22 protein-coding genes, 2 pseudogenes and 1 riboswitch are annotated in these 25486 nt (G+C 70.7%); of the genes and pseudogenes, 15 read left to right on the top strand and 9 right to left on the bottom strand.

Annotation, left to right across the window (positions count from 1 at the left end):
• Positions 1-26 precede the first annotated feature (26 nt).
• The 7 genes from shc (at position 27) to ACWV17_RS15775 (ending at position 8043) form a co-directional block, all read left to right on the top strand.
• On the top strand, positions 27-2051 hold the full coding sequence (shc, locus tag ACWV17_RS15805; protein WP_455360208.1) for a squalene--hopene cyclase: 2025 nt from the start codon (positions 27-29) through the stop codon (positions 2049-2051).
• A complete protein-coding gene (locus ACWV17_RS15800; RefSeq protein WP_455357254.1) occupies positions 2051-2704 on the top strand; it encodes a phosphorylase family protein in 654 nt (217 codons plus the stop codon). Before shc ends, ACWV17_RS15800 begins: the two co-directional genes overlap by 1 nt.
• A 5-nt stretch (positions 2705-2709) precedes the next feature.
• Complete coding sequence (gene hpnH / locus ACWV17_RS15795; RefSeq protein WP_455357255.1) at positions 2710-3738, top strand: adenosyl-hopene transferase HpnH; 1029 nt, start codon at positions 2710-2712, stop codon at positions 3736-3738.
• Positions 3739-3821: 83 nt separating this feature from the next.
• Positions 3822-5756: a 1-deoxy-D-xylulose-5-phosphate synthase gene (dxs, locus tag ACWV17_RS15790; RefSeq protein WP_455360207.1), complete on the top strand. Its 1935-nt coding sequence runs from the start codon at positions 3822-3824 to the stop codon at positions 5754-5756.
• Positions 5753-7177, top strand: coding sequence for an aspartate aminotransferase family protein (locus ACWV17_RS15785; RefSeq protein WP_455360206.1), 1425 nt, complete (start codon positions 5753-5755; stop codon positions 7175-7177). The genes dxs and ACWV17_RS15785 overlap by 4 nt, the downstream gene beginning before the upstream one ends.
• A gap of 69 nt (positions 7178-7246) precedes the next feature.
• Positions 7247-7873, top strand: coding sequence for a helix-turn-helix domain-containing protein (locus tag ACWV17_RS15780; protein ID WP_455360205.1), 627 nt, complete (start codon positions 7247-7249; stop codon positions 7871-7873).
• Complete coding sequence (locus tag ACWV17_RS15775) at positions 7870-8043, top strand: DUF6126 family protein (protein WP_455360204.1); 174 nt, start codon at positions 7870-7872, stop codon at positions 8041-8043. The genes ACWV17_RS15780 and ACWV17_RS15775 overlap by 4 nt, the downstream gene beginning before the upstream one ends.
• 27 nt (positions 8044-8070) lie before the next feature.
• Here the strand turns inward: ACWV17_RS15775 and ACWV17_RS15770 are convergent, their stop codons facing one another.
• Positions 8071-8877: a tyrosine-protein phosphatase gene (locus tag ACWV17_RS15770; RefSeq protein WP_455360203.1), complete on the bottom strand. Its 807-nt coding sequence runs from the start codon at positions 8875-8877 to the stop codon at positions 8071-8073.
• A 416-nt stretch (positions 8878-9293) separates the two neighbouring features.
• Positions 9294-9452: riboswitch (cyclic di-AMP (ydaO/yuaA leader) on the top strand.
• 4 nt (positions 9453-9456) lie between these two features.
• Between ACWV17_RS15770 and ACWV17_RS15765 the strand changes: the two genes are divergently transcribed.
• Both ACWV17_RS15765 and ACWV17_RS15760 read left to right on the top strand, forming a co-directional pair.
• Positions 9457-10404, top strand: coding sequence for a M23 family metallopeptidase (locus ACWV17_RS15765; RefSeq protein WP_455360202.1), 948 nt, complete (start codon positions 9457-9459; stop codon positions 10402-10404).
• Positions 10405-10578: 174 nt separating this feature from the next.
• Entirely contained in the window at positions 10579-11370 is a 792-nt protein-coding gene (locus tag ACWV17_RS15760) for an SGNH/GDSL hydrolase family protein (RefSeq protein ID WP_455357262.1), read from the top strand.
• 1474 nt (positions 11371-12844) lie between these two features.
• Here the strand turns inward: ACWV17_RS15760 and ACWV17_RS15755 are convergent.
• The 3 genes from ACWV17_RS15755 to ACWV17_RS15745 form a co-directional block, all read right to left on the bottom strand.
• Complete coding sequence (locus ACWV17_RS15755; RefSeq protein WP_455360270.1) at positions 12845-13717, bottom strand: carbohydrate kinase family protein; 873 nt, start codon at positions 13715-13717, stop codon at positions 12845-12847.
• A gap of 100 nt (positions 13718-13817) precedes the next feature.
• Positions 13818-14438, bottom strand: coding sequence for a TetR/AcrR family transcriptional regulator (locus ACWV17_RS15750; RefSeq protein ID WP_455360201.1), 621 nt, complete (start codon positions 14436-14438; stop codon positions 13818-13820).
• 107 nt (positions 14439-14545) lie between these two features.
• On the bottom strand, positions 14546-15736 hold the full coding sequence (locus tag ACWV17_RS15745; RefSeq protein WP_455360200.1) for a Glu/Leu/Phe/Val dehydrogenase dimerization domain-containing protein: 1191 nt from the start codon (positions 15734-15736) through the stop codon (positions 14546-14548).
• 166 nt (positions 15737-15902) lie between these two features.
• Between ACWV17_RS15745 and ACWV17_RS15740 the strand changes: the two genes are divergently transcribed.
• The 5 genes and pseudogenes from ACWV17_RS15740 (at position 15903) to ACWV17_RS15720 (ending at position 19888) form a co-directional block, all read left to right on the top strand.
• Complete coding sequence (locus ACWV17_RS15740; RefSeq protein WP_455357265.1) at positions 15903-16343, top strand: PPOX class F420-dependent oxidoreductase; 441 nt, start codon at positions 15903-15905, stop codon at positions 16341-16343.
• Positions 16344-16540: 197 nt separating this feature from the next.
• The gene (locus ACWV17_RS15735; protein WP_455360199.1) at positions 16541-17773 is read left to right on the top strand and encodes an MBL fold metallo-hydrolase; all 1233 of its coding nucleotides are present in this window, start codon (positions 16541-16543) and stop codon (positions 17771-17773) included.
• A 107-nt stretch (positions 17774-17880) separates the two neighbouring features.
• Positions 17881-18263: pseudogene (locus ACWV17_RS15730) on the top strand (transposase family protein); the annotation flags it as partial.
• Positions 18264-18483: 220 nt separating this feature from the next.
• Positions 18484-18708 carry a hypothetical protein gene (locus ACWV17_RS15725; protein ID WP_455360277.1) on the top strand — a complete coding sequence of 75 codons (225 nt, stop codon included), beginning with the start codon at positions 18484-18486 and terminating at the stop codon, positions 18706-18708.
• 349 nt (positions 18709-19057) lie between these two features.
• Positions 19058-19888, top strand: coding sequence for a glycoside hydrolase domain-containing protein (locus ACWV17_RS15720; RefSeq protein WP_455360198.1), 831 nt, complete (start codon positions 19058-19060; stop codon positions 19886-19888).
• A 411-nt stretch (positions 19889-20299) separates the two neighbouring features.
• Here the strand turns inward: ACWV17_RS15720 and ACWV17_RS15715 are convergent, their stop codons facing one another.
• The 5 genes and pseudogenes from ACWV17_RS15715 to ACWV17_RS15695 form a co-directional block, all read right to left on the bottom strand.
• The gene (locus tag ACWV17_RS15715; protein ID WP_455360197.1) at positions 20300-20971 is read right to left on the bottom strand and encodes a transposase family protein; all 672 of its coding nucleotides are present in this window, start codon (positions 20969-20971) and stop codon (positions 20300-20302) included.
• 234 nt (positions 20972-21205) lie between these two features.
• Positions 21206-21661, bottom strand: coding sequence for a hypothetical protein (locus ACWV17_RS15710; RefSeq protein WP_455360196.1), 456 nt, complete (start codon positions 21659-21661; stop codon positions 21206-21208).
• Between the two features lie 62 nt (positions 21662-21723).
• Positions 21724-22575, bottom strand: a complete 852-nt coding sequence (locus tag ACWV17_RS15705; RefSeq protein ID WP_455360195.1) for an arylamine N-acetyltransferase family protein — start codon at positions 22573-22575, stop codon at positions 21724-21726.
• Between the two features lie 640 nt (positions 22576-23215).
• Positions 23216-23658, bottom strand: a pseudogene (locus ACWV17_RS15700) (cbb3-type cytochrome c oxidase subunit I); the annotation flags it as partial.
• A gap of 77 nt (positions 23659-23735) precedes the next feature.
• Positions 23736-23897 carry a hypothetical protein gene (locus tag ACWV17_RS15695; protein WP_455360194.1) on the bottom strand — a complete coding sequence of 54 codons (162 nt, stop codon included), beginning with the start codon at positions 23895-23897 and terminating at the stop codon, positions 23736-23738.
• 340 nt (positions 23898-24237) lie between these two features.
• Here ACWV17_RS15695 and ACWV17_RS15690 point away from each other — a divergent pair, with 340 nt between their 5' ends.
• Positions 24238-25485 (top strand): MFS transporter, encoded by a 1248-nt coding sequence (locus ACWV17_RS15690; protein WP_455360193.1) that lies wholly within the window; start codon positions 24238-24240, stop codon positions 25483-25485.
• The last annotated feature ends 1 nt before the right edge of the window (position 25486 follow it).

Below are 25486 nucleotides of genomic sequence, written 5' to 3'. Positions count from 1 at the left end.
GGACTTCACTGCACGAAGGGGAAGCCATGACAGCGACGACCGACGGGAGCCCCGGGGCATCACGGCCCCGTGGAGCATCGGCCGGCGACACCACCGACAGCCGTTCCGCCGCGGCCGACGTCCTTCTCGCCGCCGAGCGGGCCACCGCGCGCGCGGTCGGGCATCTGCTCGGCCGCCAGGACGCCCAGGGATGGTGGAAGGGCGACCTCGAAACCAACGTCACCATGGACGCCGAAGATCTGCTGCTCCGTCAGTTCCTCGGCATCCAGGACGAACAGACCACCCGGGCGGCCGGCCTGTTCATCCGCGGCGAGCAGCGCGAGGACGGCACCTGGGCCACCTTCTACGGCGGTCCGGGCGAGCTGTCCACCACCATCGAGGCATACGTCGCCCTGCGGCTCGCCGGCGACCGGCCCGACGACCCGCACATGGCCCTCGCCTCCGCCTGGATCCGGGCACACGGCGGCATCGCCGCGAGCCGCGTCTTCACCCGGATCTGGCTCGCCCTCTTCGGCTGGTGGAAGTGGGACGACCTGCCCGAGCTGCCGCCCGAACTGATCTTCCTGCCCAAGTGGTTCCCGCTCAACATCTACGACTTCGGCTGCTGGGCGCGGCAGACCATCGTGCCGCTCACCGTCGTCTCCGCGAAGCGGCCGGTGCGGCCGGCGCCTTTCGCGCTGGAGGAACTCCACACGGACGCCCGCCACCCGAGCCCCGCCCGGCGCCTCGCCCCGCCGACCACCTGGGACGGCCTCTTCCAGCGGCTCGACAAGGCGCTGCACGTCTACCACAACGTCGCCCCCCGCCGGCTGCGCCGGACCGCGATGAACGCCGCGGCCCGCTGGATCATCGAGCGCCAGGAGAACGACGGCTGCTGGGGCGGCATCCAGCCGCCCGCCGTGTACTCCGTGATCGCCCTGCATCTCCTCGGCTACGACCTCGAACACCCGGTGATGCGGGCCGGCCTGGAATCCCTGGACCGCTTCGCGGTCCCGCGCGCGGACGGCGCCCGGATGATCGAGGCCTGCCAGTCCCCGGTGTGGGACACCTGCCTCGCCGCGATCGCGCTCGCCGACGCCGGAGTCCCCGCCGACCACCCGTCGCTCGTCAGGGCCGCCGACTGGATGCTGGCCGAGCAGATCGTACGGCCGGGGGACTGGTCCGTACGCAGGCCCGGACTCGTCCCCGGCGGCTGGGCGTTCGAGTTCCACAACGACAACTACCCCGACATCGACGACACCGCCGAGGTCGTCCTCGCGCTGCGCAGGATCATGCATCCGGATCCGGCGCGCGTCGAAGCCGCCATCGAGCGGGCGGTGAGCTGGAACCTCGGCATGCAGTCGAAGAACGGCGCGTGGGGCGCCTTCGACGCGGACAACACCAGCGCCTTCCCCAACCGGCTGCCGTTCTGCGACTTCGGCGAGGTGATCGACCCGCCCTCCGCCGACGTCACCGCGCATGTGGTGGAGATGCTGGCCGTCGAGGGCAAGTCCCATCACCCGCGCACCCGGCGCGGCATCGCGTGGCTGCTCGCCGAACAGGAGCAGAACGGCGCCTGGTTCGGGCGCTGGGGTGTCAACTACCTCTACGGAACGGGATCGGTGGTGCCGGCGCTCGTCGCCGCCGGGCTGCCCGCCTCGCACCCCGCGATCCGGCGTGCGGTCCGCTGGCTGGAGTCCGTACAGAACGACGACGGCGGCTGGGGCGAGGACCTTCGCTCGTACCGCGACGCCGAATGGATCGGGCACGGCGAGTCCACCGCCAGCCAGACCGGCTGGGCGCTGATGGCGCTGCTCGCGGCCGGCGAGCGGGAGAGCAAGGCCGTCGAGCGCGGGGTGACCTGGCTCGCCGAGACGCAAGGAGAGGACGGCTCCTGGGACGAGCCGTACTTCACCGGTACCGGGTTCCCCTGGGACTTCTCCATCAACTACCACCTCTACCGGCAGGTCTTCCCGCTCACGGCGCTCGGACGGTACGTCCACGGGGAGCCGTTCGTGGCGCCGGCCCCGGTCCCGGATCCGGCTCAGGCCGCCGGCCACAAGGCGGACTGATGGGCCCGGCGCCGGCTTCCCCGGACGGCACACCACTGCTGATCGCCTGCGCGCTCGGCATCGAGCACCTCGCCCTGCGACGCGGCCGGGACCGCGGCGGTGCGCCGGGACCGGTGCGGGTGCTGCGTACGGGCATGGGGCCCAGGGCGGCCGAGCGGGCCGTCACACGCACGCTCGACGAGGCGGGCCTGCATGACGCGGCGGTCCTCGCCACCGGCTTCTGCGCCGGGCTCGCGCCCGGTATGCACCCCGGTGACCTGGTCGTCGCCGACGAGACCCGCGACCCCCGGGGCGTCACGCCCTGCACCGGCACCGGACTGCTCGCCGGCGCGCTGGCCCGGGCCGTCCCCGGGCGGGCCGTTCACACCGGTCCGCTCATCGGCTCCCACCATGTCGTACGCGGGCCCGAGCGGGCCGAGTTGCGGGCCACCGGCGCGATCGCCGTGGACATGGAGTCCGCCGCGACCCTGTGGAGCGCCGTCCGGGGCGGCGCGCGTCCGGTTGCGGCCGTCCGGGTGGTCGTGGACGCTCCTGAGCATGAGCTCGTCCGCATTGGGACGGTCCGCGGTGGAATATCAGCTTTCCGTGTCCTTCGCTCCGTCCTGCCGGCTTTCCATGAATGGCACCGTTCTTTGCTGCTCCCCAGGAGGTGAGCTAGATGGCCATGCCGCTCCGTCAGACCATCAGGGTCGGGACGTACCTCTTCGAACAGAAGCTCCGCAAGCGTGAGAAGTTCCCGCTCATCGTCGAGCTCGAACCGCTCTACGCCTGCAATCTCAAGTGCGAGGGGTGCGGGAAGATCCAGCATCCGGCCGGCATCCTCAAGCAGCGCATGCCGGTGGCCCAGGCGGTGGGCGCGGTGCTGGAGTCCGGAGCGCCGATGGTGTCCATCGCGGGTGGCGAGCCGTTGATGCACCCTCAGATCGACGAGATCGTCCGTCAGCTGGTGGCCAAGAGGAAGTACGTCTTCCTCTGCACCAACGCGCTGCTGCTCCGGAAGAAGATCGAGAACTTCACGCCCTCGCCCTACTTCGCGTTCGCCGTGCACATCGACGGACTGCGCGAGCGGCATGACGAATCCGTCGCCAAGGAGGGGGTGTTCGACGAGGCGGTGGCGGCCATCAAGGAGGCCAAGAAGCGTGGCTTCCGGGTCACCACCAACTCCACCTTCTTCAACACGGACACCCCCCAGACCGTCATCGAGGTCCTCAACTACCTCAACGACGACCTCCAGGTGGACGAGATGATGATCTCGCCCGCGTACGCCTACGAGAAGGCCCCCGACCAGGAGCACTTCCTCGGTGTCGAGCAGACCCGCGAACTCTTCAGGAAGTCCTTCGCGGGCGGCAACCGGCGGCGCTGGCGGCTGAACCACTCGCCGCTCTTCCTGGACTTCCTGGAGGGCAAGGCGGACTTCCCGTGCACCGCGTGGGCCATCCCCAACTACTCCCTGTTCGGCTGGCAGCGGCCCTGCTACCTGATGGCCGACGGGTACGTCCCCACGTACCGGGAACTCATCGAGGAGACCGACTGGAGCAAGTACGGCCGGGGGAAGGACCCACGCTGCGCCAACTGCATGGCGCACTGCGGCTACGAGCCGACCGCCGTCCTCGCCACCATGGGCTCGCTCAAGGAGTCCCTGCGGGCGGCCCGCGACACCGTCTCGGGCTCGGGAAGCCGCGGATGACGTGACGAGGCTGGTGGCGGCCGGCCGGGAGGGCCGGCCGCCGGCCGTCGTGAGCTGAACAGATCCGAGAGGGAGGGGCCGACGTGTCGATCTTGGAGAACATCCGGGGGCCGCGCGACCTGAAGGCGCTGGACGAGTCGCAGCTCGGCGAACTGGCCGGGGAGATCAGGGAGTTCCTGATCCACGCGGTGGCCAGAACGGGAGGCCATCTGGGGCCCAATCTGGGGGTGGTGGAGCTCTCGATCGCGCTGCACCGGGTCTTCGACTCGCCCGCGGACCGCATCCTGTGGGACACCGGGCACCAGAGTTACGTACACAAACTGCTCACCGGGCGGCAGGACTTCTCCAAGCTGCGCGGCAAGGGCGGGCTGTCCGGCTACCCGTCGCGCGAGGAGTCCGAGCACGACGTCATCGAGAACTCGCACGCCTCGACCGTGCTGGGCTGGGCGGACGGACTCGCCAAGGCCAACCAGGTCCTCGGCCGCGAGAACCATGTGGTCGCGGTCATCGGGGACGGCGCGCTCACCGGCGGCATGGCATGGGAGGCACTGAACAACATCGCCGCCGCCAAGGACCGCCCGCTGATCATCGTCGTCAACGACAACGAGCGGTCGTACGGGCCGACCATAGGTGGCCTCGCGAACCACCTGGCCACCCTGCGCACCACCGACGGCTACGAGCGGTTCCTCGCCTGGGGCAAGGACGTCCTCCACCACACACCGGTCGTCGGCCGGCCGCTGTACGAATCACTGCACGGCGCGAAGAAGGGCTTCAAGGACGCCTTCGCACCCCAGGGCATGTTCGAGGACCTGGGGCTCAAGTACGTCGGCCCCATCGACGGACACGACACCGCGGCCGTCGAATCGGCGCTGCGGCGCGCCAAGCGGTTCCATGGCCCTGTACTCGTGCACTGCCTGACCCAGAAGGGGCGCGGCTACACGCCCGCGCTGGAGGACGAGGCGGACCGTTTCCACACGGTCGGTGTCATGGACCCGCTGACCTGCGAACCGCTCGCGCCCCCGCCCGGCCCTTCCTGGACCTCGGTGTTCGGCGACGAGATCGTGCGGATCGGCGCCGAGCGGCCCGACGTGGTGGCCATCACCGCGGCCATGCTGCATCCCGTCGGGCTCAGCGGGTTCGCGGAGGCCTTCCCGGACCGCGTGTGGGACGTGGGGATCGCGGAGCAGCACGCCGCGGTGTCGGCGGCAGGCCTCGCGACCGGCGGACTGCACCCGGTCGTCGCCGTCTACGCGACCTTCCTCAACCGCGCGTTCGACCAGCTGCTGATGGACGTGGCACTGCACCGCTGCGGCGTGACGTTCGTACTCGACCGGGCCGGCGTCACCGGGGTCGACGGCCCCTCGCACAACGGCATGTGGGACATGTCGCTCCTTCAGGTCGTCCCGGGCCTGCGGATCGCGGCCCCGCGCGACGCCGACCAGCTCCGCGCCCAGCTACGCGAGGCTGTCGACGTCGACGACGCGCCGACCGTGCTGCGCTTCCCCAAGGAGTCGGCCGGCGAGCCGGTGCCGGCGGTCGGCCGGGTGGGCGGCATGGACGTACTGCACCGGGCCGAGGCGGCCGCTGACGTGCTGCTGGTGTCGGTCGGCGCCCTCGCGCCCGTCTGCCTGAAGGCCGCCGAGCTGCTCGAAGCCCGCGGGGTCGGCTGCACCGTCGTCGACCCGCGCTGGGTCAAGCCCGTCGACGAGGCGCTCGCGCCGCTCGCCGAGCAGCACCGGCTGGTGGCCGTCGTCGAGGACAACAGCCGCGACGGCGGAGTCGGTTCGGCCGTCGGTCAGGCGCTGCGCGACGCGGGTGTGGACCGGCCGCTGCGGACCTTCGGGATTCCCGGCCAGTTCCTGGCCCACGCCAAGCGCGGCGAAGTCCTCGCCGACATCGGCCTCACCCCGGTGGAGATCGCGGGGCGGATCAGCGCCGCACTGGCCCAGAAGGCCCAGAAGGCCGCCCAGGGGGCCCAGCAGGCCGTGCAGGTTCACAAGGAGGAGCGAGAAGCATGACGACCGCCGAGCCGGGCGCGGCCCAGGACGTGGACGCCCAGGACGTGGACTTCGACCTCGGCGTACTGCTCGCCGAGCGCGGCGCGGAGCGCTATGAGCTGCACAGCCGGTATCTGAACCACCAGCTGCCGCGGATGCTGCACACCATCGGCTTCGACAAGGTGTACGAGCGAGCCGAGGGCGCCCACTTCTGGGACGCCGAGGGCAACGACTACCTCGACATGCTCGCGGGCTTCGGAGTCATGGGGCTCGGCCGGCACCACCCCGTCGTCCGCAAAGCTCTGCACGACGTCCTGGACGCCTCGCTCGCCGATCTCGTCCGCTTCGACTGCCAGCCGCTGCCCGGACTGCTGGCCGAGAAGCTGCTCTCGTACAGTCCGCACCTGGACCGGGTCTACTTCGGCAACAGCGGTACGGAGGCGGTGGAGACCGCGCTCAAGTTCGCCCGGTACGCCACGGGCAGGCCCAGGATCCTGTACTGCCCCCATGCCTTCCACGGGCTGACCACCGGCTCGCTCTCGGTCAACGGGGAGGACGGCTTCCGGGACGGCTTCGCGCCGCTGCTGCCGGACACCGCCGTCCCGCTCGGTGATCTCGTCGCGCTGGAACGGGAGTTGAAGCGCGGCGATGTGGCGGCCTTCGTCGTCGAGCCGGTCCAGGGCAAGGGCGTGCGCGAGGCGCCGCCCGGATTCCTGCGCGCCGCACAGGAGTTGCTGCACCGGCACAAGGCGCTCCTCATCGCCGACGAGGTGCAGACCGGCCTGGGCCGGACCGGTGACTTCTTCGCGTACCAGCACGAGGAGGGCGTCGAACCCGACCTGGTCTGCGTGGCCAAGGCGCTGTCGGGCGGCTATGTGCCGGTCGGGGCGACCCTCGGCAAGGACTGGATCTTCAAGAAGGTGTACTCGTCCATGGACCGGGTGCTGGTGCACTCCGCCAGCTTCGGTTCCAACGCGCAGGCGATGGCGGCGGGGCTCGCCGTGCTGTCGGTCATGGAGAACGAGCAGATCGTCGCCCACGCCCGGGCGACCGGTGATCTGCTGCGCACCCGGCTCGCCGCCCTCGTCGATCGCTACGAGTTGCTGCACGAGGTGCGCGGACGGGGCCTGATGATCGGCATCGAGTTCGGCCGGCCCACATCGCTCGGGCTCCGCGGCCGGTGGGCCATGCTCCAGGCGGCACGCAAGGGGCTCTTCGCGCAGATGGTGGTCGTCCCGCTGCTCCAGCGGCACCGCATCCTCACCCAGGTGTCCGGCGACCATCTCGAAGTGATCAAGCTGATTCCGCCGCTGATCATCGACGAGCGGGACGTGGACCGGTTCGTCGCCGCCTTCACGGACGTCATGGACGAGGCACACAGCGGTGGCGGACTGATGTGGGACTTCGGCCGCACCCTGGTCAAGCAGGCCGTCGGCAGGTGATGTGCCTCTGATGTGCCTCAGAGGCAAGAAATTTGCCTGAGAGGCACGCGCTCTGGCTCAATCGACGGTATGGACCCTGGCACCACCGGGGCGGCCCAGGAGCTGCCCGCCGTCGCGCCGCAGCTGCGCGAGCTGCGGCGTCGCGCCGCGCTGACGCTGGAGGCGGCCGCCGCGCGCGCCGGTCTCTCACCGGCGCATCTGTCCCGGCTCGAGACGGGTCGGCGTCAGCCGTCCCTGCCGATGCTGCTCGCGCTCGCCCGTACCTACGGTACGACCGTCTCGGAACTGCTCGGCGAGGAGCTGCCCGGCCGGGACCCGGTCGTGCGCGGCGACCGGGCCGAGCCGGCGGAGGCCGGCGGCTGGACGTACTGGTCGGCCGGCACCCCCGGTCGCGGCATGCAGGCGCTGCGGCTGCGGGTTCCGTACGGCAGGCAGGGCGACCTGGTCCGCGTACACCCCGGTGAGGAGTGGCTGTACGTACTCCGGGGCCGGGTGCGGCTGATGCTCGGCGAGAGCGAGCACACCCTCGCGCCGGGGGACAGCGCGCACTTCGACTCGCTGACCCCGCACCGGATCGCCGCCGCCACCCGCGGCGGGGCCGAGCTGCTCTTCGTCCACACGCTGCTGCAGAGCGCCGCTGCCGAGCTGTGCCTCGGCGACGGCGCGTCCCGACGAACGCCAGGAGTGTCGCCATGACCGACCCCGAAACCGCCCCCGGGACCGACGAGAAGAAGTCCACCGCCCGTCGCTTCGTCGAGGACAGGATTCCGCGGGGCCTGGCGATCCGGCTCTTCGTCTACGTCGTCGCCGGACACCTCTTCGCGGCGTTCGTGTACATGCTCTTCACCCTCGGCGGGCAGCAGTAGGGCCTGTCCGGTCGTCAGGTCCCGTCGTCAGTCCAGCAGGCGGGCGCGCAGCCGCTCGCGGATCTCGGGGGTGACCTTCAGGCCCTCCTCGAGGTAGCGGTCGGTCGTGCCCCAGGTCTGGGAGATGGTGTCGAAGGCCGCCGCGAGGTACTCGGCGCGGGCGTCGAACAGCGGGCTCAGCAGCTCCATGACCTCGGGGGACATGGCGGCGGGCGAGCTGTTGCTGCGGTGCACCTTGTAACGGCGGTGGGCCGCGTTGGACTCCAGGTAATCGGCCTCGATCGCGTCCCGCTCGACGCCGAGCGCGAGCAGCGTCACCGCGATCGACAGGCCCGCGCGGTCCTTGCCGGCCGCACAGTGCATCAGGGCCGGCACGCTGTCCTCGGCGAGCGCGTGCAGCACCCGGCTGTGCTCCGCGGTGCGGTGCTTGATGATCACGCGGTAGGAGGCGGACATCCGCGCGGCAGCCTGGCCGTCGGCGAGGATCGAGCGCAGCTGGTCGAGATCGCCGTCGCGGACCATCTTCCAGAACTCGGCGCCGTCCGCCGGGTCCGTCAGCGGGATGTTGACGTTCCGTACGCCGGGCAGCTCGACGTCCGGACCCTCAAGTGCCTTGTCCGCGTCATTGCGGAAGTCGAAGATCGTGTGCAGCCCGAGCGAGCCGAGGAAGGCGGCGTCGGTGGCGCTCGCATGCGCCAGATGACCGCTGCGGAAGAGCCGCCCCTGCCGTACCCGTCGGCCGTCCGCGGCCGGCAGCCCGCCCACGTCACGGAAGTTGCGCACTCCGGTCAGCTCGGGCTCTGTCGACGGGACCTGGGGAAGCTGCTGCGTCACGGGGTCTCCTCCGTGTCTGCCGTCGGCGCTGCTCGCCGGCGAGGGTCATCGGTTCGACGATACGACATGGGTTCCTGGGGCAATCATCTCGGTGCGGATCAGTAGGGGCAATTACGGTTCAATGTCCGTTCTGACCGAATTGATTTGCTTAACGAGGCCTTGGCGTATTTGCGCGTGAGATGGTCCCGGAGTGAGTGAGCAGGATCATATTGGTGACGTTGCGTGGTGGCGGAAGCAGGCCTAATTCCATGGTGCGGGCGGCTGTTAATGATCCGTAATCCACGGAGGGTGACCGGAAAATTCCGGCATATTCGTCACTGCGAATGCAATGCGGAATTCGCGGCTTGTTCCGCCCGTCGGGCTCGCCTACGGTCACCGTCAATCCGGGTGGACCGCCGAATCCTGCCACCGCCCGGAAACCGCACCCACCACTCACGCACGGCAGGAGCGGGGGACCCAGGTAAGCCGCCGGTCCGGTAATCCGGAACGGCTCGGGGTTAAGTCGCACTCGCACTGCGGCCGGACATCTCCAGTCCGAACCCGACAGCTCACCTCGCAGGCGACGGAGAGGAATTCGTCATGCCCGCAAAGGGTAAGCACCGTCGTCCCAAGGCCAATCCGATCACGCGCGGCTTTGTCGCCGCAGGCACTGGTGGTGCCGCACTCGCGCTGCCGCTGCTGGGCGCCACCGGCGCGACCGCGGCGGAGAAGGCCGCACCGGCCACCGCCGCCGAGAAGGCCGTCGCTCCGGTCGCGGCCGCCGCGCCGGCCGCCGCGGTGAAGTCCGCTCCCAAGACGTACTCCGTGGTCTCGGGCGACTACCTGTCCAAGATCGCCGATGAGCAGGACGTCAGCGGCGGCTGGCAGAAGCTCTACCAGGACAACCGCGAGGTCGTCGGTGACGACCCGTCGCTGATCCACCCGGGCCTCAAGCTCACCATCGGCGAGAAGGCCAAGGCCAAGGCCAAGGCCAAGCCGGCGGCCAAGTCCGAGGCTCCTGCCGAGCGGGCCGACCGGTCCGAGCGCAAGAGCGCGCCTGCCCCGGCGCCGGCGCCGGCGAAGAAGAGCGCGCCGGCCGAGAAGGCCGCCACGGCCGCCTCGGACAAGGGCACTGCGAACGCCTCCGGCTTCACCGCCCCGGTCGACGCTTCCGTCTCCACCCCGTACCGCATGTCCGGGTCCATGTGGTCGAGCGGTTACCACACGGGTGTGGACTTCGCCGCGGGCTCCGGCACCAGCGTCAAGTCCATCGGTCCTGGCACCGTCGTCTCGGCCGGCTGGAGCGGTTCCTACGGCAACGAGGTCGTCATCCAGCACGCCGACGGCACGTACTCGCAGTACGCCCACCTGTCCGCGCTCTCCGTCTCGTCCGGCCAGAGTGTCAGCGGCGGGCAGCAGATCGGGCTGGTCGGCTCGACCGGCAACTCGACCGGTCCGCACCTGCACATGGAGGTCCGGACCAGCCCGAGCTACGGCTCGGACATCGACCCGCTGGCGTACCTGCGCCAGCACGGCGTCAGCATCTGAGACGCATCACCCTGACGGGGCGTCACCAGACGTAGCCAGGAGGCCGGATCGGCGGATCCGGCCTCCTGGCGTATGCCCGGGAGCCGTGGGAAACGGCCCGTGGTCCATGTCACGCCGCGTCACCCCCTCCTTACGGTCGCGTAGGTCACATCCGCCGGTGAAGGATGTGCTCCCGTGGCAGGCGATTCGAGATCAATCAGCAGAGGTGCGTTCGGGTCGTACGCGGCGATCGGTGACAGCTTCACCGAAGGCGTCGGCGATCCGGGGCCTGACGGTTCGTTCGTGGGGTGGGCCGACCGGCTGGCGGTACTGCTCGCCGACCAACGCCCGGAGCACGCCTTCCGCTACGCGAACCTGGCCGTGCGGGGACGGCTGCTCGACCAGATCGTGGCGGAGCAGGTGCCGCGGGCGAAAGGGCTCGCGCCGGACCTGGTGAGCTTCTGCGCCGGCGGCAACGACATCATCCGGCCGGGCAGCGATCCGGACGCGGTCGCCGAGCGTTTCGAGGCGGCCGTGGCGGACCTGACCTCGGCCGTCGGTACGGTGATGATCACCACCGGTTTCGACACCCGCAGCGTGCCGGTGCTGCGGCATCTGCGGGGCAAGATCGCCACGTACACCGCGCATGTGCGGTCGATCGCCGACCGCTACGACTGCCCGGTGCTCGACCTGTGGTCGCTCAGGTCGGTCCAGGACAGGCGGGCCTGGGACGGCGACCGGCTGCATCTCTCGCCCGAGGGGCACACGCGGGTCGCGCTCCGCGCGGCGCAGGTGCTGGGCCTGGAGGTACCGGCCGACCCCGACCAGCCGTGGCCCCCGGAGGAGCCGAGGGGCTCGGCGGCAGTCCGCCGGGACAACATCCAGTGGGCGCGGGAGCACTTGGTGCCGTGGATCGGCCGACGCCTGCGAGGCGAGTCGTCGGGCGACCACATAGAACCGAAGCGCCCGGACTTGCTGCCGTTGTAGGGGCCGGGGGTGGGGGGTGACTGTGGCCGGGGGTGGGTTGTGCGGCGAAACCCGGGGCCGCCCGCTTTGTGAGTATGGCGGGCCGGGCCGGACCGTCAAGGGCGCTCCCTGCGGTCGCGTCGCTGCGCGATGGCCTTCGGCCCCCCTTGACCGTCCGCCCCGTCCCGCTGGTGCAGATGAGTGTCGGGCGGCCCCGGGGAGCGGGGCCCCACCTGAGCCGGGACGCTGGCTGCGCTCTCGTCGGTGACCTCAGCCTGGCAGATGGGGCAAGACACGCGGCCACTTCGGGGGCTGCGCGGCTCGGCTAAGCGACCGACGGCCGTCTGTTGAGCCGAGACGACGCCCAATCCGAGGTGAGGCGACACCAAGCGGGCGAGGGGGTCTGCGAGTAGGTCATAAACCCCGTCAAATCGGGCGCAATTGAGGCCCTGTGGACCCTCTCATGCCGCCTGTTGTAGTCATACCTCGGCCAGACCGGCCTGCTGGCCGCTCAGCCGGGTCCAAGTCCATCCCGGGCCTGCCGCGCGCGGCAATGACCCACCGGCCTGCGGCCGCTGGGCTGGTCGGGGTCCTCCGAGCGGACCTCACGGTCCACAATTTGCGGCCGCTGCGCCGGGGCCAGTTCCTCCCGAGGCGACCGCGTGGTCCACAACCTGCAGTCGCTTGGCCGAGGCCGTGCTCCTCTCTGACCTGCCGCGCGCGGTAATGACCCACCGGCCTGCGGCCGCTGAGCTGGTCGGGGTCCTCCGAGCGGACCTCACGGTCCACAATCTGCGGCCGCTGCGCCGGGGCCAGGTTCCTCCCGAGGCGACCGCGTGGTCCACAACCTGCAGCCGCTTGGCCGAGGCCGTGCTCCTCTCTGACCTGCCGCGCTGGGTAATCACCCACCGGCCTGCGGCCGCTTGGCCGGGGCCGGGCCCCTCCCGGGCCGATTGCGCACCACCCACCACCCGGTGGCCGCTTGGCCGGGGCCGGGCCCATCCCGGAGAGACCGCGCCCGCAACTACCCACCGGCCTGTGGCCGCTTGGCCGGGCCGGGCCCATCCCGGGGAGACCGCGTCCCGCAATCGCCCACCGGCCTGCGGCCGGGGGCCGACCGGGACCAGCAGCCGGTGGATCCCCGGGGCCCCGCTCCGGGGGCCGCCCCCTCAACAAGCAGTAGCGGTGGAGGGACGGGAGTCCAGGGTGGCCGAAGGCCATCGCGCAGCGACGCGACCGCAGGGAGCGCCCTTGACGCCCGGCCCGGAGCCGCCATCATCACCAACCGGGCGGCCCCCCACCCGCACTTCTCGCCCCGGGGCACGCACGCCCCCCACCCGCACTGCCCGCTCCCGGGCACGGGCGGCCCCCCACCCGCACTGCCCGCTCCCGGACACGTCCGCCCCCCACCGGCCTGCGGCTGCTGAGCCGGGACCGGCACCCGCCGTCCCCAGGGGGCCCTACCCGAACCACCCGCTCCTGGACCAGGGCGCCCTCAGCCCCCCGTCAGTTCCTCCCGCCCGATCAGCGCCGTGCTGCCCTCCACCGTGCACGCGTACGCGCCCGCCACCGCGCCCAGCCTCGCGCACTCCTCCAGGTCCCGGCCCGCCAGGCGTCCGTACAGGAAGCCGCAGACGTACGCGTCGCCTGCGCCGTTGGAGTCCACCACCCGCGCCGGCGGTACCGTCGCGCGGATCGGGCGCGGCGTGCTGCCGGCGTCCCGCGCGAGCAGGTACGAGCCGCCCGCCCCCGCCATGGCTATCACCGCCTCCGCCCGCCCCTCCCGCAGAATCTCCCGCATCACGGAGGCGATGCGCTCGCCCGCCCCCGCCGCGCTCAGGAAGACGAGGTCGGACCGCAGGGCGAACTCCCGGTGGTGGTCCGCCAGTCCGTCCCAGTCGTGCAGGTCCGTGGAGACCGGGACCCCGAGCGCCTCGATGTCGTCGTACAGGAAACGTGCGAAGTGCATGATCGAGAGATGGACATGGCGGGCGCGCCGCAGGTGCGGGAGGTAGAACTCCCGCGGCATCCGCAGATCGAGAGGATCGCGCCCGTCGTAGAACGACATCCGGCGCCCAGTAGTCTCCACAAGGTTCACCGCACGGCGCGTCCCCGCCGGCGAGATCAGCGGCTCGAAGTCCACCCCGCCCTCCGCGAGACGCTCACGGACCATCGCACCGGTCCAGTCGTCGCCGATGAAGTCGAGGAGTTTGACGTTCAGTCCGAGCGCCCGGCAGCCCAGCGCGACATTGCCGCCCGTATGCCCCGGCCACTCCCGGATCGGGGACACCCCGACCGAGTCGGCGAGTGGTACGGGCAGGGAGTCGACACGGACCACCGTGTCCACCCCGCTGCCCCCGATCGCCAGGACGTCGTACGCATCTTCCAGTTGCCCGGGTTGCTCCGCTTGCTCGGGTTGCTCGAATTCGGGTGACACCGGAATCCTTCCTCAGGCCTCAGCCCAGTTGTCAGCGCGCCGTGGCCGTCAGTACCGATCTGTCTATGCCCAGCTCGCGCGCGAGCGCGTCATCGACCCACTCCTGCATGGCGGTCCGCGACAGCGCCCCCTCGTACGACGTCATCTGCACGGCCAGCCCGTCCAGCAGCGCGGTCAGCCGCCAGGCGGCCGCCGCCGGGTCGGGGCACGGGAACTCGCCCGCCGCCGCGCCCTCCGCGATCACCTCGGTCAGCGCGGCCTTCCACCGCAGGTCGAGATCACGGGTGACCTCGCGCAGCACGGGTTCGCGCAGCGCCGCCGCCCAGCCCTCGATCCACAGCTTCCAGCCCTTCGCCGAACCGGTCGGCGCATACCACCGCACCGCGGCGCGCAGCCTGCGCACCGCCGTGGTACGGCGGTTCAGCAGCTTGTGCAGATGGACGAGGTCACCGTGCGCCGCATAACCGAAGGCCGCCGCGACCAGCTTCTCCTTCGTCGCGAAGTGGTACAGGACCAGCGCGTTGCTGACCCCCAGGGCCGAGGCGACGTCGGAGATCCGGAGCGAGTCGATCCCGCGCACCCCGATCTGTTCGACGGCCGCACGCAGCAACTCCTCGCGCCGTTCCTCCACGCTCAACCTGACCCTGGCCACGCCGTCACCCTACACACGGGCTACACACCGGTAACTCGCCCCTCGCAGGCCCCGTGACCCGTTCCGCCCCAGCCCCAGCAGCCGTCAACACCGCACCGGCCGACGCCTCAGCGCCGGTACCAGCCGAAGCGCTCCGCCATCACCGGCAGCCGGTCGGCGACGACCGCGTGCGCGGCTGCCCGCGGCGAGGTGCCATCGGAGTCCGCGCGGTCCAGGATCCGGCCGGTCAGAGAGCGCATGGACCGGCGGATGTACGCGAACGCCGCGTCCGCGTCCGCGCCGATGTCGCCGAAGAGTGTCCACCACCACCACGCGTTCGTAGCGGAGTTGACCACGACGTCCGGCAGTACGGTGATCCCTCGCCGAGCCAGCAGCTCCTCCGCCTCCGGCAACACCGGCAGGTTCGCCGCCTCCACGACCCAACGCGCCCTGATCTCCTGCTGGTTCGTGGTGTCCACCGCATACGAGACGGCGGCCGGCACCAGCACCTCCACCTCCGCCGACAGCCATGCGTAGCCCGGCAGTTCCTCGTCATCCGCCCGCAGCGCCGTACGGTCGACCGTGCCGTACGCGTCGCGGGCGGCGAGCAGCGCCTCGATGTCCAGACCGCCGGGGTTGGCGATCGTCCCCTTGACGTCGGCCACCGCGACGATCTTCAGCCCCGCCCGGGCGAGGAAACGCGCGCTCGCCCCGCCCATCGTGCCGAGTCCCTGTACGGAAACCCGGGCCCCGTCGTGCGCCAGGCCGGCCCGGTCCAGCGCGGTCAGTACCGATTCCGCGACCCCGCAGCCGCCCACCAGCTCATCGAGACCGATGCCGTCCACCTCGACGGCGAACGCGTCCGCGAGCCGGCGGCGTGCCGCGCGTTCGTCGTCGAGCAACGGATAGACGGCCTGGATGGAGGACACGAGCCCGGCCTCGGCGGCCGCCAGGTCGACGATGTCCTGAGTGAGGCCCAGGTCCTCGCCCGTGGTCCAGACGGCCTCGACGTACGGGCGCACCGCGCGCAGGTAGCGGACCAGGATGCCGTACGCCTCCGGGTCCTGCGGGTCGCAGTCGATACCGCCCTTCGCGCCGCCGAGCGGGATGTAGCGGGCCGCCGGGTCCTCCGCGTTGTAGTGCAGGGCCTCTTTCATCGTCATCCCGCGGGCCAGCCCCGCCACCTCGTCGAGGGTGCAGCCGGCGCGCATGCGCAGCCCACCGCTGGCGACTCCGCGTACCAGGCGGTCAACGACCAAGTACCCATGGCGGCCGCTGACATGGTCCGTCCAGGTGAGTGAGATCAGCGGGCCAGTCATCGTGCGGTCTCCTCGGTACGGACGGTCGGAACGGAACTCCCCGGCTGAACGGCGGTTCAGTATCCGAAGATCGGCGCGCCGCTGTCAACGAAGCCGCTGTCAACGAAGCTGCTGGCGAAGCAGCCGCCTCCAGGAATCCTCGAGGCGGTACAGACGTTGCCACGGCATGACGGAAAACCAGGCGCACCAGGACGCACTGCTGAAGCTGCTCTCCGAGCAGGATGGCGGCGTACTGGTCACGATCAAGCGTGACGGCCGGCCCCAGCTCTCCAACGTCAACCACGCCTACTACCCGGAGGAGCGGATCATCCGCGTCTCCGTCACGGAGGGCCGAGCCAAGACCGCCAACCTGCGCCGCGACCCCCGCGCCGGCTACCACGTCACCAGTGACGACCGGTGGGCCTGGACGGTCGTGGAAGGTACGGCGGAACTGTCCCCGGTCGCCGCTGACCGCGACGACGCGACGGTCGAGGAACTGATCAGGCTCTACCGGGATGTTCGCGGCGAGCACCCCGACTGGGACGACTACCGGCGCGCGATGGTCGAGGACCGGCGCGTCATGCTGCGGATCCGGGTGGACCGGGCGTACGGGCAGCCGCGTGGCTGAACGGGGGCCGAGCCGGGGCTTAACCGGGCCGGAGCCGCGCCGAGGCTGGCCGGCACTGATCCCGTCCGGCCCCGTCCGGCCGCCGGCACGGCGTTGTCACTGCCGCAACCGATAATGCTGTGACACGGACATCATGCGAACCCTGCGAACCCTGCGAATCACGTGAACATGCGAACCGACTCGTCCCAGGAGGCCCAGTGACCGGCTCCACTTCCCTGCGTTCCGGGCTCCGTGCCCTGCGGCCCGCCGCCTTCGGCGCGGATCCGTCCGGAGAGCGGTTGGAGCGGATCCGCCGCTCGCCGAACTTCGCGGACGGCGTCTTCCAGAACCCGGTGGGGGCCAGGACGCGGCCGACCGGGTCGATGACGGAATTCGCGAAGATCTACTTCCGCAAGGAGGAGCGGGTCCGCCGTGCCCCGGCAGGCGCCATTCCGGTCCACCCGACCACCCTCGCCGACCTCGCCAAGCCGCCCGTCTCGGGCCTGCGGCTGACCTGGCTGGGGCATTCGAGCGTGCTCGCGGAGATCGACGGCCGCCGGATCCTGTTCGACCCGGTGTGGGGCGAGCGCTGCTCCCCCTTCGCCTTCGCCGGACCCAAGCGCCTGCACCCCGTCCCCTTCCCGCTCGCCGCCCTCGGCCCGGTCGACGCCGTCGTGATCTCCCACGACCACTACGACCACCTCGACCTGCCCACGATCCGCGGCCTGGCCGGCACCGGGACGGTCTTCGCCGTACCGCTCGGCGTCGGCGCCCATCTCGAGCTCTGGGGGGTACCGGCCGACCGTATACACGAGCTCGACTGGAACGAGACCGTCAAGATCGCCGGGATAGGTCTGACCGCGACCCCGGCCCGGCACTTCTGCGGACGCGGCCTGCGCAATCAGCAGCACACCCTGTGGGCCTCCTGGGTGGTCGCCGGGCCGGAGCACCGGATCTACCACAGCGGCGACACCGGATACTTCCCCGGCTTCGCGGACATCGGCGCCGAGCACGGCCCGTTCGACGCCACGATGATCCAGATCGGCGCATACAGCGAGTACTGGCCCAAGAACCACACGGACTATACGCCGCTGCCCGGGGCCTGGCCAGACATTCACATGTCGCCCGCCCAGGGGATGCAGGCCCATCTTGACCTGCAGGGAGGCAGTCCGGGAGGGGTGCTGCTGCCGATCCACTGGGGGACGTTCAACCTGGCGCTGCACGCGTGGACGGAGCCGGGGGAGTGGACGAAGGACGCAGCCGAGGAGGCCGGCCAGGCGGTGGCGTTCCCGCGGCCGGGTGAGCCGTTTGAGCCGGCCGGGAAGCTGCCGGTGGAGGCGTGGTGGCGGGCAGTGTCCGGTCCGATTGCCCGTCCGTGGCGCCGTCCCCGACGCGCTGAGGGTGTGGCCGAGACGAGCAGGGGTGATCTCGACCTCGCGGGTGAGCGGTGACGTCGGTCGGGGACGAGCTGGGCGAGATGGTCCGGATGCTGGAGCGTCTCCCGGCTGATGAGCTGGATCGTTTGACCAACAGGGCTCCCGTGCCGTTTCGCGACTCCTTCGGTATTTCCGTCGGCACCGCCACGCCTACGTCGCCACCGCCCCCGACTTGCTGAAGACGCTGCGGGAGCACGACCCGGACTTGGTCATCCTGGACGGCACCCTCGCCGAGTGCGACCGCGTCGGCGACAGTCGCGCCGACTACTCCGCCAAGCACCGTTGGCGTGGGGTGAAGGTCCAGTCATTACCGATCCCACCGGCGATGTGCTGTGGATCTCGACCGCACTGCCAGGCCACGCCCACGACCTGCCGCCCGCACCCACCGCATCATCCGGATCTGCGAGCGACAAGGCGTTCCTGTCCTCACTGACCGCGCCTATACCGGCGCCGGCCCCCCCACGTCACCACCGGCCTCAAACGACCATCTGGGGGCGAACTCACCCGACGTTGCGCTACCGCGTCCTCCAGCGACGACGGCGGTGTCCGAGTCCCGATCCGGGAACCGGAGGCCGCCTGTTCTTCGAGTGCGCGGCGGTGCTCGATGAACTCTTCCAGTTCGAGGGCGCCTCGGAGCGGCGGTCGATCTCCAGCAGCACCGGCCCCTTCGAGGCCGGCGCCCGCATCACCAGGTCCGCCCTCTGTACGAACCCGCCTGCGAGCCGGTGCCCGACCTCGGTCCGGTGCCCGACCTCGGTCTGGAAGGCAAGCGGGTGCCCGATCCCGGCGCGGTGCAGTTCGGCGGCCGTCGAGGTGACCGCCGCGGCGTGGTCGTCGTAGCCGCCCGCGAGCAGTCCCCGGTGACCGGGTCGTACTCCTCCTTGCGCAGCACCGGGACCCGTATGTTCTTCGGCTCCAGCAGTCGCTTCGCGGTTGTTCTCGGGCAGTGAGCATCCGTACCTGTCGCTGGTCGTCCGGGACCGATTCGGTCCTCGCCAGGTTGTCCTCCAAATCCGCGAGGTTGTCCCGCCTGAGCTTGTCGTGCCGGTTTTCCGGGCGGGTCAGCTTCCACAACTGATCGGGGGTCGCCCGCTGGAAGATGCCGAGGGCTTGCAGCAGCTCCCCCTTCGCGGTCCTGTCGCGTGGCATCTGCCGCACACGAACAGGTTTGATCGCGACAGCACCGGGCGCTGGCTGGTGGAACGACCGCTGGTGCGATCTGCCAGACTGGGCCGGAATTGGTTGCGGTCCCGCTCCGGAGTACCGGAGCTCGATTTGACATGTCGTATGGGGTGGGGAATGCCGAAGCACCGGTTGTCCAGGAAGAACCGTTACATCGCCTTGGCGGCAACGGGTGCCGTCGTCGTGGCCGGTGCCGGGGTCGCGGCGCAGACCTCGATGGCCGCCCCGGCGTGGCCGGCACAGAAGACCTACACGGGCCGGGCGTTCGACGCCTGCACGGCGCCCTCGCTCACCGCGATGAAGGCATGGAAGACGGACGCCTACTACGGCGGCGTCGCGGTCTACGTCGGTGGCAAGAACCGCGGCTGCGCCCAGCCCAACCTGACCCAGTCCTGGGTGAAGTCGGTCGACACGCTCGGCTGGCGCGTCATCCCCCTGTACGTCGGCGCCCAGCCGCCCTGCCAGAAGAGCGGGAACAAGGAGAGGTTCACCGCGGCCACCGCGGCCTCGGTCGGGGTGAGCAACGCCAACGACGCGATCGTCAAGGCCTCGGCGCTCGGCATGAAGGCCGGCAGCCCCATCTACCTCAACATGGAGTCGTACGACATCGCCGACACGGCGTGCAACGACGCCACCCTTACCTACGTGCGGTCTTTCACCAAGACCCTGCGCGCCAAGACCTACCGCGCCGGCCTCTACGGCTTCAGCAGCTCCAGCGCCAAGGCGATCGCCACCGCCAAGGACCGCACGGACCTGCCAGGCAACCTCTGGTACGCCCTGTGGAACGGCCAGGAGACCACCACCAAGGACTGGCCCTGGGACCCGAAGCTGTACACCGGCCACAGCCGCGGCCACCAGTACAAGGCCAACAGCAAGGAGACCCGCGGCGGTCACACCATCACCGTCGACCGCAACGCCTGGGACGCCCCGGTCGCCATCGTCGGCTGACCGGTCGGCATGACGGCCTGATCGACGGCCGTAGCGAGCGCGGTCAAGGGAAACGCGTCGGTAGCGGCCCGGCAGCGAACCCGGTCCAGGAACGACGCGCGCCGGCCGACCTGGTCAAGGGGAGGCCGGGCGGCGCGCGCACCGGTGCGGTGCGGGACATCGAGTGCGGCGCACCGTGGTGCGCGCGAGAGTGCCGTGCATCGTCGGGCGGTGCGCACCGGCTGCGGTGCCGGGACATCGTGGTGCGCGCGGGAGTGACGTCCATCGTCAGCCGGTGCACACCGTCCACCGGGTCGGGTGGTGCGCACTGAGCCTCCGCCAACTTGAAGTTGCAGGTCAAAGGGCTGGTGTGACGGACTCGCGGGGTGCTCACGCCGGTCGTGGGCGGCAGTCTGCGGAGTAGATCGTCTGTCAGCGGTTGACTTCGAGGTTCGTCAGGACGAGCAGGGCGTGCAGGAGGTGGGTGGCGCGGGCGGGGTCGGTGCGGAGTTTGGTGAAGGTCCGCCAGTTCTTGAGGTGGGCGAAAGCGTGCTCGACTGGTGCGCGTCCGGTGGCGAGGACGCGGTTGGCGTCCTTCTGGCCGGGGGTGAGCTTGTGAGTGCGGCTGGCGGTGAAGCCGGTGACGATCACGGGGTCGCGGACGTCGTTGTCCAGGCCGCGGAAGCCGAGGTCGGCCAGCGCCCCGAGACCGGCGGCGCGCAGGTGGGCAAGGATGTGGTCGCGGCGGGCGGCGGTGTTGCCGTGGGTGCGGCCGGGACGGGCGGCGGATATCCAGAGCAGGCGGCCTATCTCGTCGGTCAGGGCGATGAAGTGCAGGCCGTGGCGGCGGTGTTTGCCGGAGTAGTTACGCCGGTCGGCCTTTCCGGTGCGGCGCTGGGTGGCGATGAGGGTGCCGTCGATCAGCACCACCTCCCCGCCCCGCTTGGCGACCTTCTTCAGGGCGCGGTCCAGGCGCGGGGCCTGCGCGGCGAGCAGGGCGATCAGCTCGTCGCGCCAGCGGCGGACAGAGGACTCGGACACGTTGTTGCCGCCGGACATGTCGGCCAGGCGCTGGTCGTGACGCAGCACGGCCAGGACGATCACCGCGATCCTCCCGGGCGGCAGGATCCGCCACCTGGACCGTATCGCCTTCAGGTGGCGCCGCAGGAGGCCGGCGAGGTGGTTGACGGTGCTCGTGGACAGTGGCAGACGGCACTGGTAGACAGGCGGACAGGTATCCTCGGCACGTTCTTTGGTTTTCGTCACACAGGTCCAACGGCAGCCGGGGGCACTCCGGTTACGCCTGCGGCGCCCCGCTGCGGGCTGCGGCATGCCTGGTCAGAGGCGGGTGGTGAACCGGCCGTCGGGCAGTTTCCGCAGCCAGCCGCGGTCGGCCAGTCTGACCAGCTTCCCGCGCAGCGGTTCCAGCTTGGCCCGCACGCTGACATCCACTCCCAGCACTTCGCCGATCTGCCGGGCCATGACCGGTCCGGCGGCCTGCCGCACGGCGGCGAGGATGCGCTGAAAGTCCGGCGGAAGCGTGACCTCCTCCACACCCGGTGCGCGGTGCGGGATCAGCATCACCGCCTGGCCGCCCACCTGCCCGGGCGTCGGCGTGGCCGAGACGCGTTCGTTGGCGAGCTGTTCGCTCACTCGCTCAAGGACACGCTCAGCGACGGCGAGTTCGTCCCGCTCGGCCCGTACCTCTGCCAGCTGCTTGGCCAGCTGTTCTTCGAGTTCGTCCAGTTCCGCGCGCCGCGCGGTGATCCGTTCAAGCAGCTCGGGATCCAGCATGTATCGGATCGTAGAAGACCGCCCGGCCACAGTGGGCAGGAACCGGCGAGCCGACCGTCCCGTCAGAGCGTTGTTGCACGCTGCCCCGCGACCTCCCACTCCTGGTGCGCGGTGTGGACGCGGTGCCACAGCTCCGCCCGCGCGGGGGCGTCGACGTCGGTCAGGTTCAGGTGGAACACGTCGGCCAGTACGTCGTACCAGTCGTCGGCGGAGTCGATGGTCTGCTCGTACGTGCCTTCGGAGTCGATCCGGCGCAGCACACAGCCGCGCAGCATGTCCACGCCCTTGGCGTCGCGGAGCTGGGCTTGGAGGACCCGGACGAATCCGGACTCGGGGGAGGTAGACAGCCGCTCGTGCTCCGCGGCGAAGGAGGACAGTTCCACGGGCTCCGGCGCGAAGACCATCGCCGTGAACGCGCCGCGGGGGTCATGGGCGAACCGCCAGCCGCCGGGCACCACCACCGACGGGGCCATCGCGTAGGTGAACGGCCCCTGGGTGTAGGTGCCTTCGCACAGCGGCAGCGGCTCGTACATTCCGCCGGCGAGCCCGGTGTCGACCAGCCACCGCTCGCCGTCGAGCCCCACCGTGAGCGCGAGATGGTCGCCGCCCGGACCGTCGGGGTCCTCGACCTCGTCCTGCACCCCGGCCCGGTGCAGGGTCACGTCGTAGCCGAGGGCCGTCAGCAGCGCGGCGAAGGCTCCGTTGAGGTGGAAGCAGTAGCCGCCGCGCCCGCGCACGATCCGGGCCACGGATTCCGCGGCGCCGATGCCCGACGGCCGTCCCAGTTGGTTGTCGAGGGTCTCGTAGGCGACCCGCTCCACCTGCGCCCGGTGCAGCGCCCATAGCGCTTCAGCGGTCGGGGCCGCCGGCCGGGCCACCCCCAGCACGGCCAAATACCCGTCGACGTCGATCATGCTCCCCCTCACCGTTCGAACGGATGATCAGCCTAGTCGCCGGTACCGCCCGTCCCACGCCCCGCCCCCTGGGTACTACGCCCTCCCCCGACCGCTCCACTCCAGCCACCCAGCGAAATCATGCTGGAGTACCGGGTCGTGTTTCCTCGATCAGCTCGTACGGCTCCAGACGATCTACTCCGCAGACTGTCGCCCACGACCAGCGTGAGCATCCCGAGAGCCGGTCACACCAGCACTTTGACCTGCAACTTCAAGTTGGCGGAGGCTCACTGGATGTCCTGCACCCGATGTCGTGCATCGCGCACCGGGTGCAGAGCATCGTGCGGTGCACTCGGTGGACGATGTGCGGCATCGTCACCACAGCCAGGCGGTGGAGAGCCGCATCCCGGACAGGGCCTGCTCGTCGCGGCGCGTGGCGGCGTTGCCGATCCGGTTCGACCGGGCGCGGGGCCGGCGGGACTCCCCGGCGGCGAGACGGCGGCGTCCGGCGTCCTGGAGCCGCCTGCGCTGCTTGCGCAGCTCCTGCTTCTTCTGTGCCTTCGACTTCGGTGTCCGGGGCCGCGTCCAGATCAGCTCCCACGGCGGCGGCCCGAACTCCGCGGTCCGCTCCTGGGCGATCTGCCGTAGGCGGGCGAAGGCTCGTCAGGAACCCCGACACCACCATCAGGCCGCCGAACAGGAGCACCCGGTAGGTGAAGGCGTTGAGCCGGGGGGGAAGGCCACATCCGGCGCGCCGATCTGCAGCGGCATCACGGCGTTGGCGAACCCGACGAACGTGGGCGTGGCGAACAGCAGCATCATGACCGTGCCGTGAATGGTGAAGAGCTGGTTGTACTGCTCGCTCGACGCCAGCTGCATTCCGGGCCTTGCCAGCTCCGCACGCATCACCATGGCGAGCAATCCGGCGAAGAGGAAGAAGCCGAACGAGGTCACCAGGTACATGTTCGCGATGGTCTTGTGGTCCGTGGTCGTGAGCCATCGGAGGACCGTCGCCCCGCGGTCGAGGACCCGCTGGTCCGCTCGGACGTCGAACCACTGTCCGAGGCCGTCATTCGCTGCTCTTCCTTCTCGCACCTGCCGCATACTGACGCCGGGTCACATCAGACCGGTGCAACCGCTGCGGACCCGCCGGAAACCCGACACCTGACCCTCCCCCGCCGTCACAGGCAGCCGGGCGGGGCGAGGGCGAGGATGGCGACGCCGTTGTCGAGCAGGCGCTCGGGAAGTACCGGCACCTGCATCCGGCCGCTCAGTACCCAGACGAGGAACTGGGTGAGTCCGCGCGCTCGCCGTGGCCTGCCCTGCATCTGGGCGGTGCTCACGGGAGGGACTGAAGGGACCAAGATGCTCGCCTTCGCACCCGCCGGTCCCTGGGCAGCCACCGCTCGTGCAGGTGCACCCGAACGGCATCGATGAACGCGTCGAGCGCGTCCCGTACCGCTGCGTCCCGTACCGCTGCACTGTGCTCATGGACGGACGGGAGCAGCCGACCGCTGCCCGGGGCCCCTGCCCAGGGCCCTGACTCCTCGCCCACTGTCACCCGCCGTCCCGGCACCTCGGGGAATCCTGCGCCTCGCCATGTGGTTGCACATGCACAAGTAGCCCCAGCCCGCACCTGGTGGCTCACCGCTGCCGGGCCTCGACCGTACATGGGTGAACGAGATGGCCACCGCAGAATCGGCGCACGACGTAACCGAACTGCCCACTGACACCTCCTCGCGACCGGCGCACACCAACTGGCTCCTCGCGCTGCTGCTCCTGGGCGCCGGCGTAATGGTGTCGCTGCAGATCGGCAAGGGGATTGCGGCACTCCCGGAGCTGAGCTCGGACCTCGGAATCTCCCTGGTCACGGGAGGCTGGGTGCTCGCCGCGTTCAACGTGGTGGGTGCTGTGGTCGGCATCGTCATGGGTGCCACGATCGACAGGTTCGGATACCGCGGCTCAGCGCTGGCAGGGCTTGTACTCGTGGCGGCGAGCAGTGCGCTGGGGGCAACGGCGCAGGGCGCTGGGCTGCTGCTGGCGACCCGTTTCACCGAGGGGCTGGGCTTCATACTGACGGCCCTGGCCGTGCCCTCGTTGATACTCCGCGTCACCTCGCTGCGCGATCACGGCCTGGTGTTCGGGATCTGGGCCACGTTCGTGCCCGTGGGCGCAGCGATCGGCATTCTCGTCACGCCGCTGTTCCTCTCCGGAGCCGGCGGGTGGCGGGGGCTGTGGATCGCGGCAGCGGTGCTGCCCGCCCTGTGGGCTCTGCTACTCGCCGCGACGACGCGCCGCCTCCGTGACACACCGCGCTCGGGCCTGCGGGGCGACGCCGGTGCGCGAGTGCTGCCGGTCCTGCGCTCGGTGGCGACCTCTGCCGGACCTCTCCTGCTGGCCGGAGTCTTCGCCGCCTACGCCTTCCAATTCCTGGCGGTGTTCGGCTTCCTGCCCACCCTGCTGGCCGACGACGGCGTGTCTGCGGCCACAGCCGGGCTGCTCACGGCGCTTGCCATCCTCTTCAACGTTCCGGGAAACATCGTCGGGGGCTTCCTCCTGGGCCGGGGAGTGCCGGTATGGCTCCTGGTGAGCGTCGCCAGCGTCATCATGGGAGCGTCCGCGGCCGCCATCTACGCGGACGGCCTTCACCTGGCGTGGCGCTACGCCTCCGTGCTTGTCCTGTCGCTCGCCGGCGGTCTCATACCGGCCGCTCTCATCGGTGCAGCCCCGCGTCTCGCGCCGTCGCCCCGCGCCACGGCGACCACCGTCGGCGCCGTCATGCAGGGCTCCACGCTCGGTCAGGTGGCGGGTCCGCCCGTACTGGCCGGTGTGGCCGCCGCAGTCGGGGGTTGGGGTGCGAGTCCGGCCGTGCTCGGCGCAGCCGCCCTGATCGCTCTGGGACTCGGTCTCGCACTGCGCCGGTACGCATGAC

Source organism: Streptomyces mabaensis, from assembly GCF_053763515.1.
Note: the sequence above shows the minus strand (reverse complement) of the source record. Positions and strands in the feature narration are given on the sequence as shown.

Coding starts and splice junctions, on each gene's coding strand:
- shc (WP_455360208.1), top strand. CDS start 27: ATGACAGCGACGACCGACGGGAGCCCCGGGGCATCACGGCCCCGTGGA.
- ACWV17_RS15800 (WP_455357254.1), top strand. CDS start 2,051: ATGGGCCCGGCGCCGGCTTCCCCGGACGGCACACCACTGCTGATCGCC.
- hpnH (WP_455357255.1), top strand. CDS start 2,710: ATGGCCATGCCGCTCCGTCAGACCATCAGGGTCGGGACGTACCTCTTC.
- ACWV17_RS15785 (WP_455360206.1), top strand. CDS start 5,753: ATGACGACCGCCGAGCCGGGCGCGGCCCAGGACGTGGACGCCCAGGAC.
- ACWV17_RS15780 (WP_455360205.1), top strand. CDS start 7,247: ATGGACCCTGGCACCACCGGGGCGGCCCAGGAGCTGCCCGCCGTCGCG.
- ACWV17_RS15775 (WP_455360204.1), top strand. CDS start 7,870: ATGACCGACCCCGAAACCGCCCCCGGGACCGACGAGAAGAAGTCCACC.
- ACWV17_RS15765 (WP_455360202.1), top strand. CDS start 9,457: ATGCCCGCAAAGGGTAAGCACCGTCGTCCCAAGGCCAATCCGATCACG.
- ACWV17_RS15745 (WP_455360200.1), bottom strand. CDS start 15,736: ATGACTGGCCCGCTGATCTCACTCACCTGGACGGACCATGTCAGCGGC.
- ACWV17_RS15740 (WP_455357265.1), top strand. CDS start 15,903: ATGACGGAAAACCAGGCGCACCAGGACGCACTGCTGAAGCTGCTCTCC.
- ACWV17_RS15720 (WP_455360198.1), top strand. CDS start 19,058: ATGCCGAAGCACCGGTTGTCCAGGAAGAACCGTTACATCGCCTTGGCG.
- ACWV17_RS15710 (WP_455360196.1), bottom strand. CDS start 21,661: ATGCTGGATCCCGAGCTGCTTGAACGGATCACCGCGCGGCGCGCGGAA.
- ACWV17_RS15705 (WP_455360195.1), bottom strand. CDS start 22,575: ATGATCGACGTCGACGGGTATTTGGCCGTGCTGGGGGTGGCCCGGCCG.
- ACWV17_RS15690 (WP_455360193.1), top strand. CDS start 24,238: ATGGCCACCGCAGAATCGGCGCACGACGTAACCGAACTGCCCACTGAC.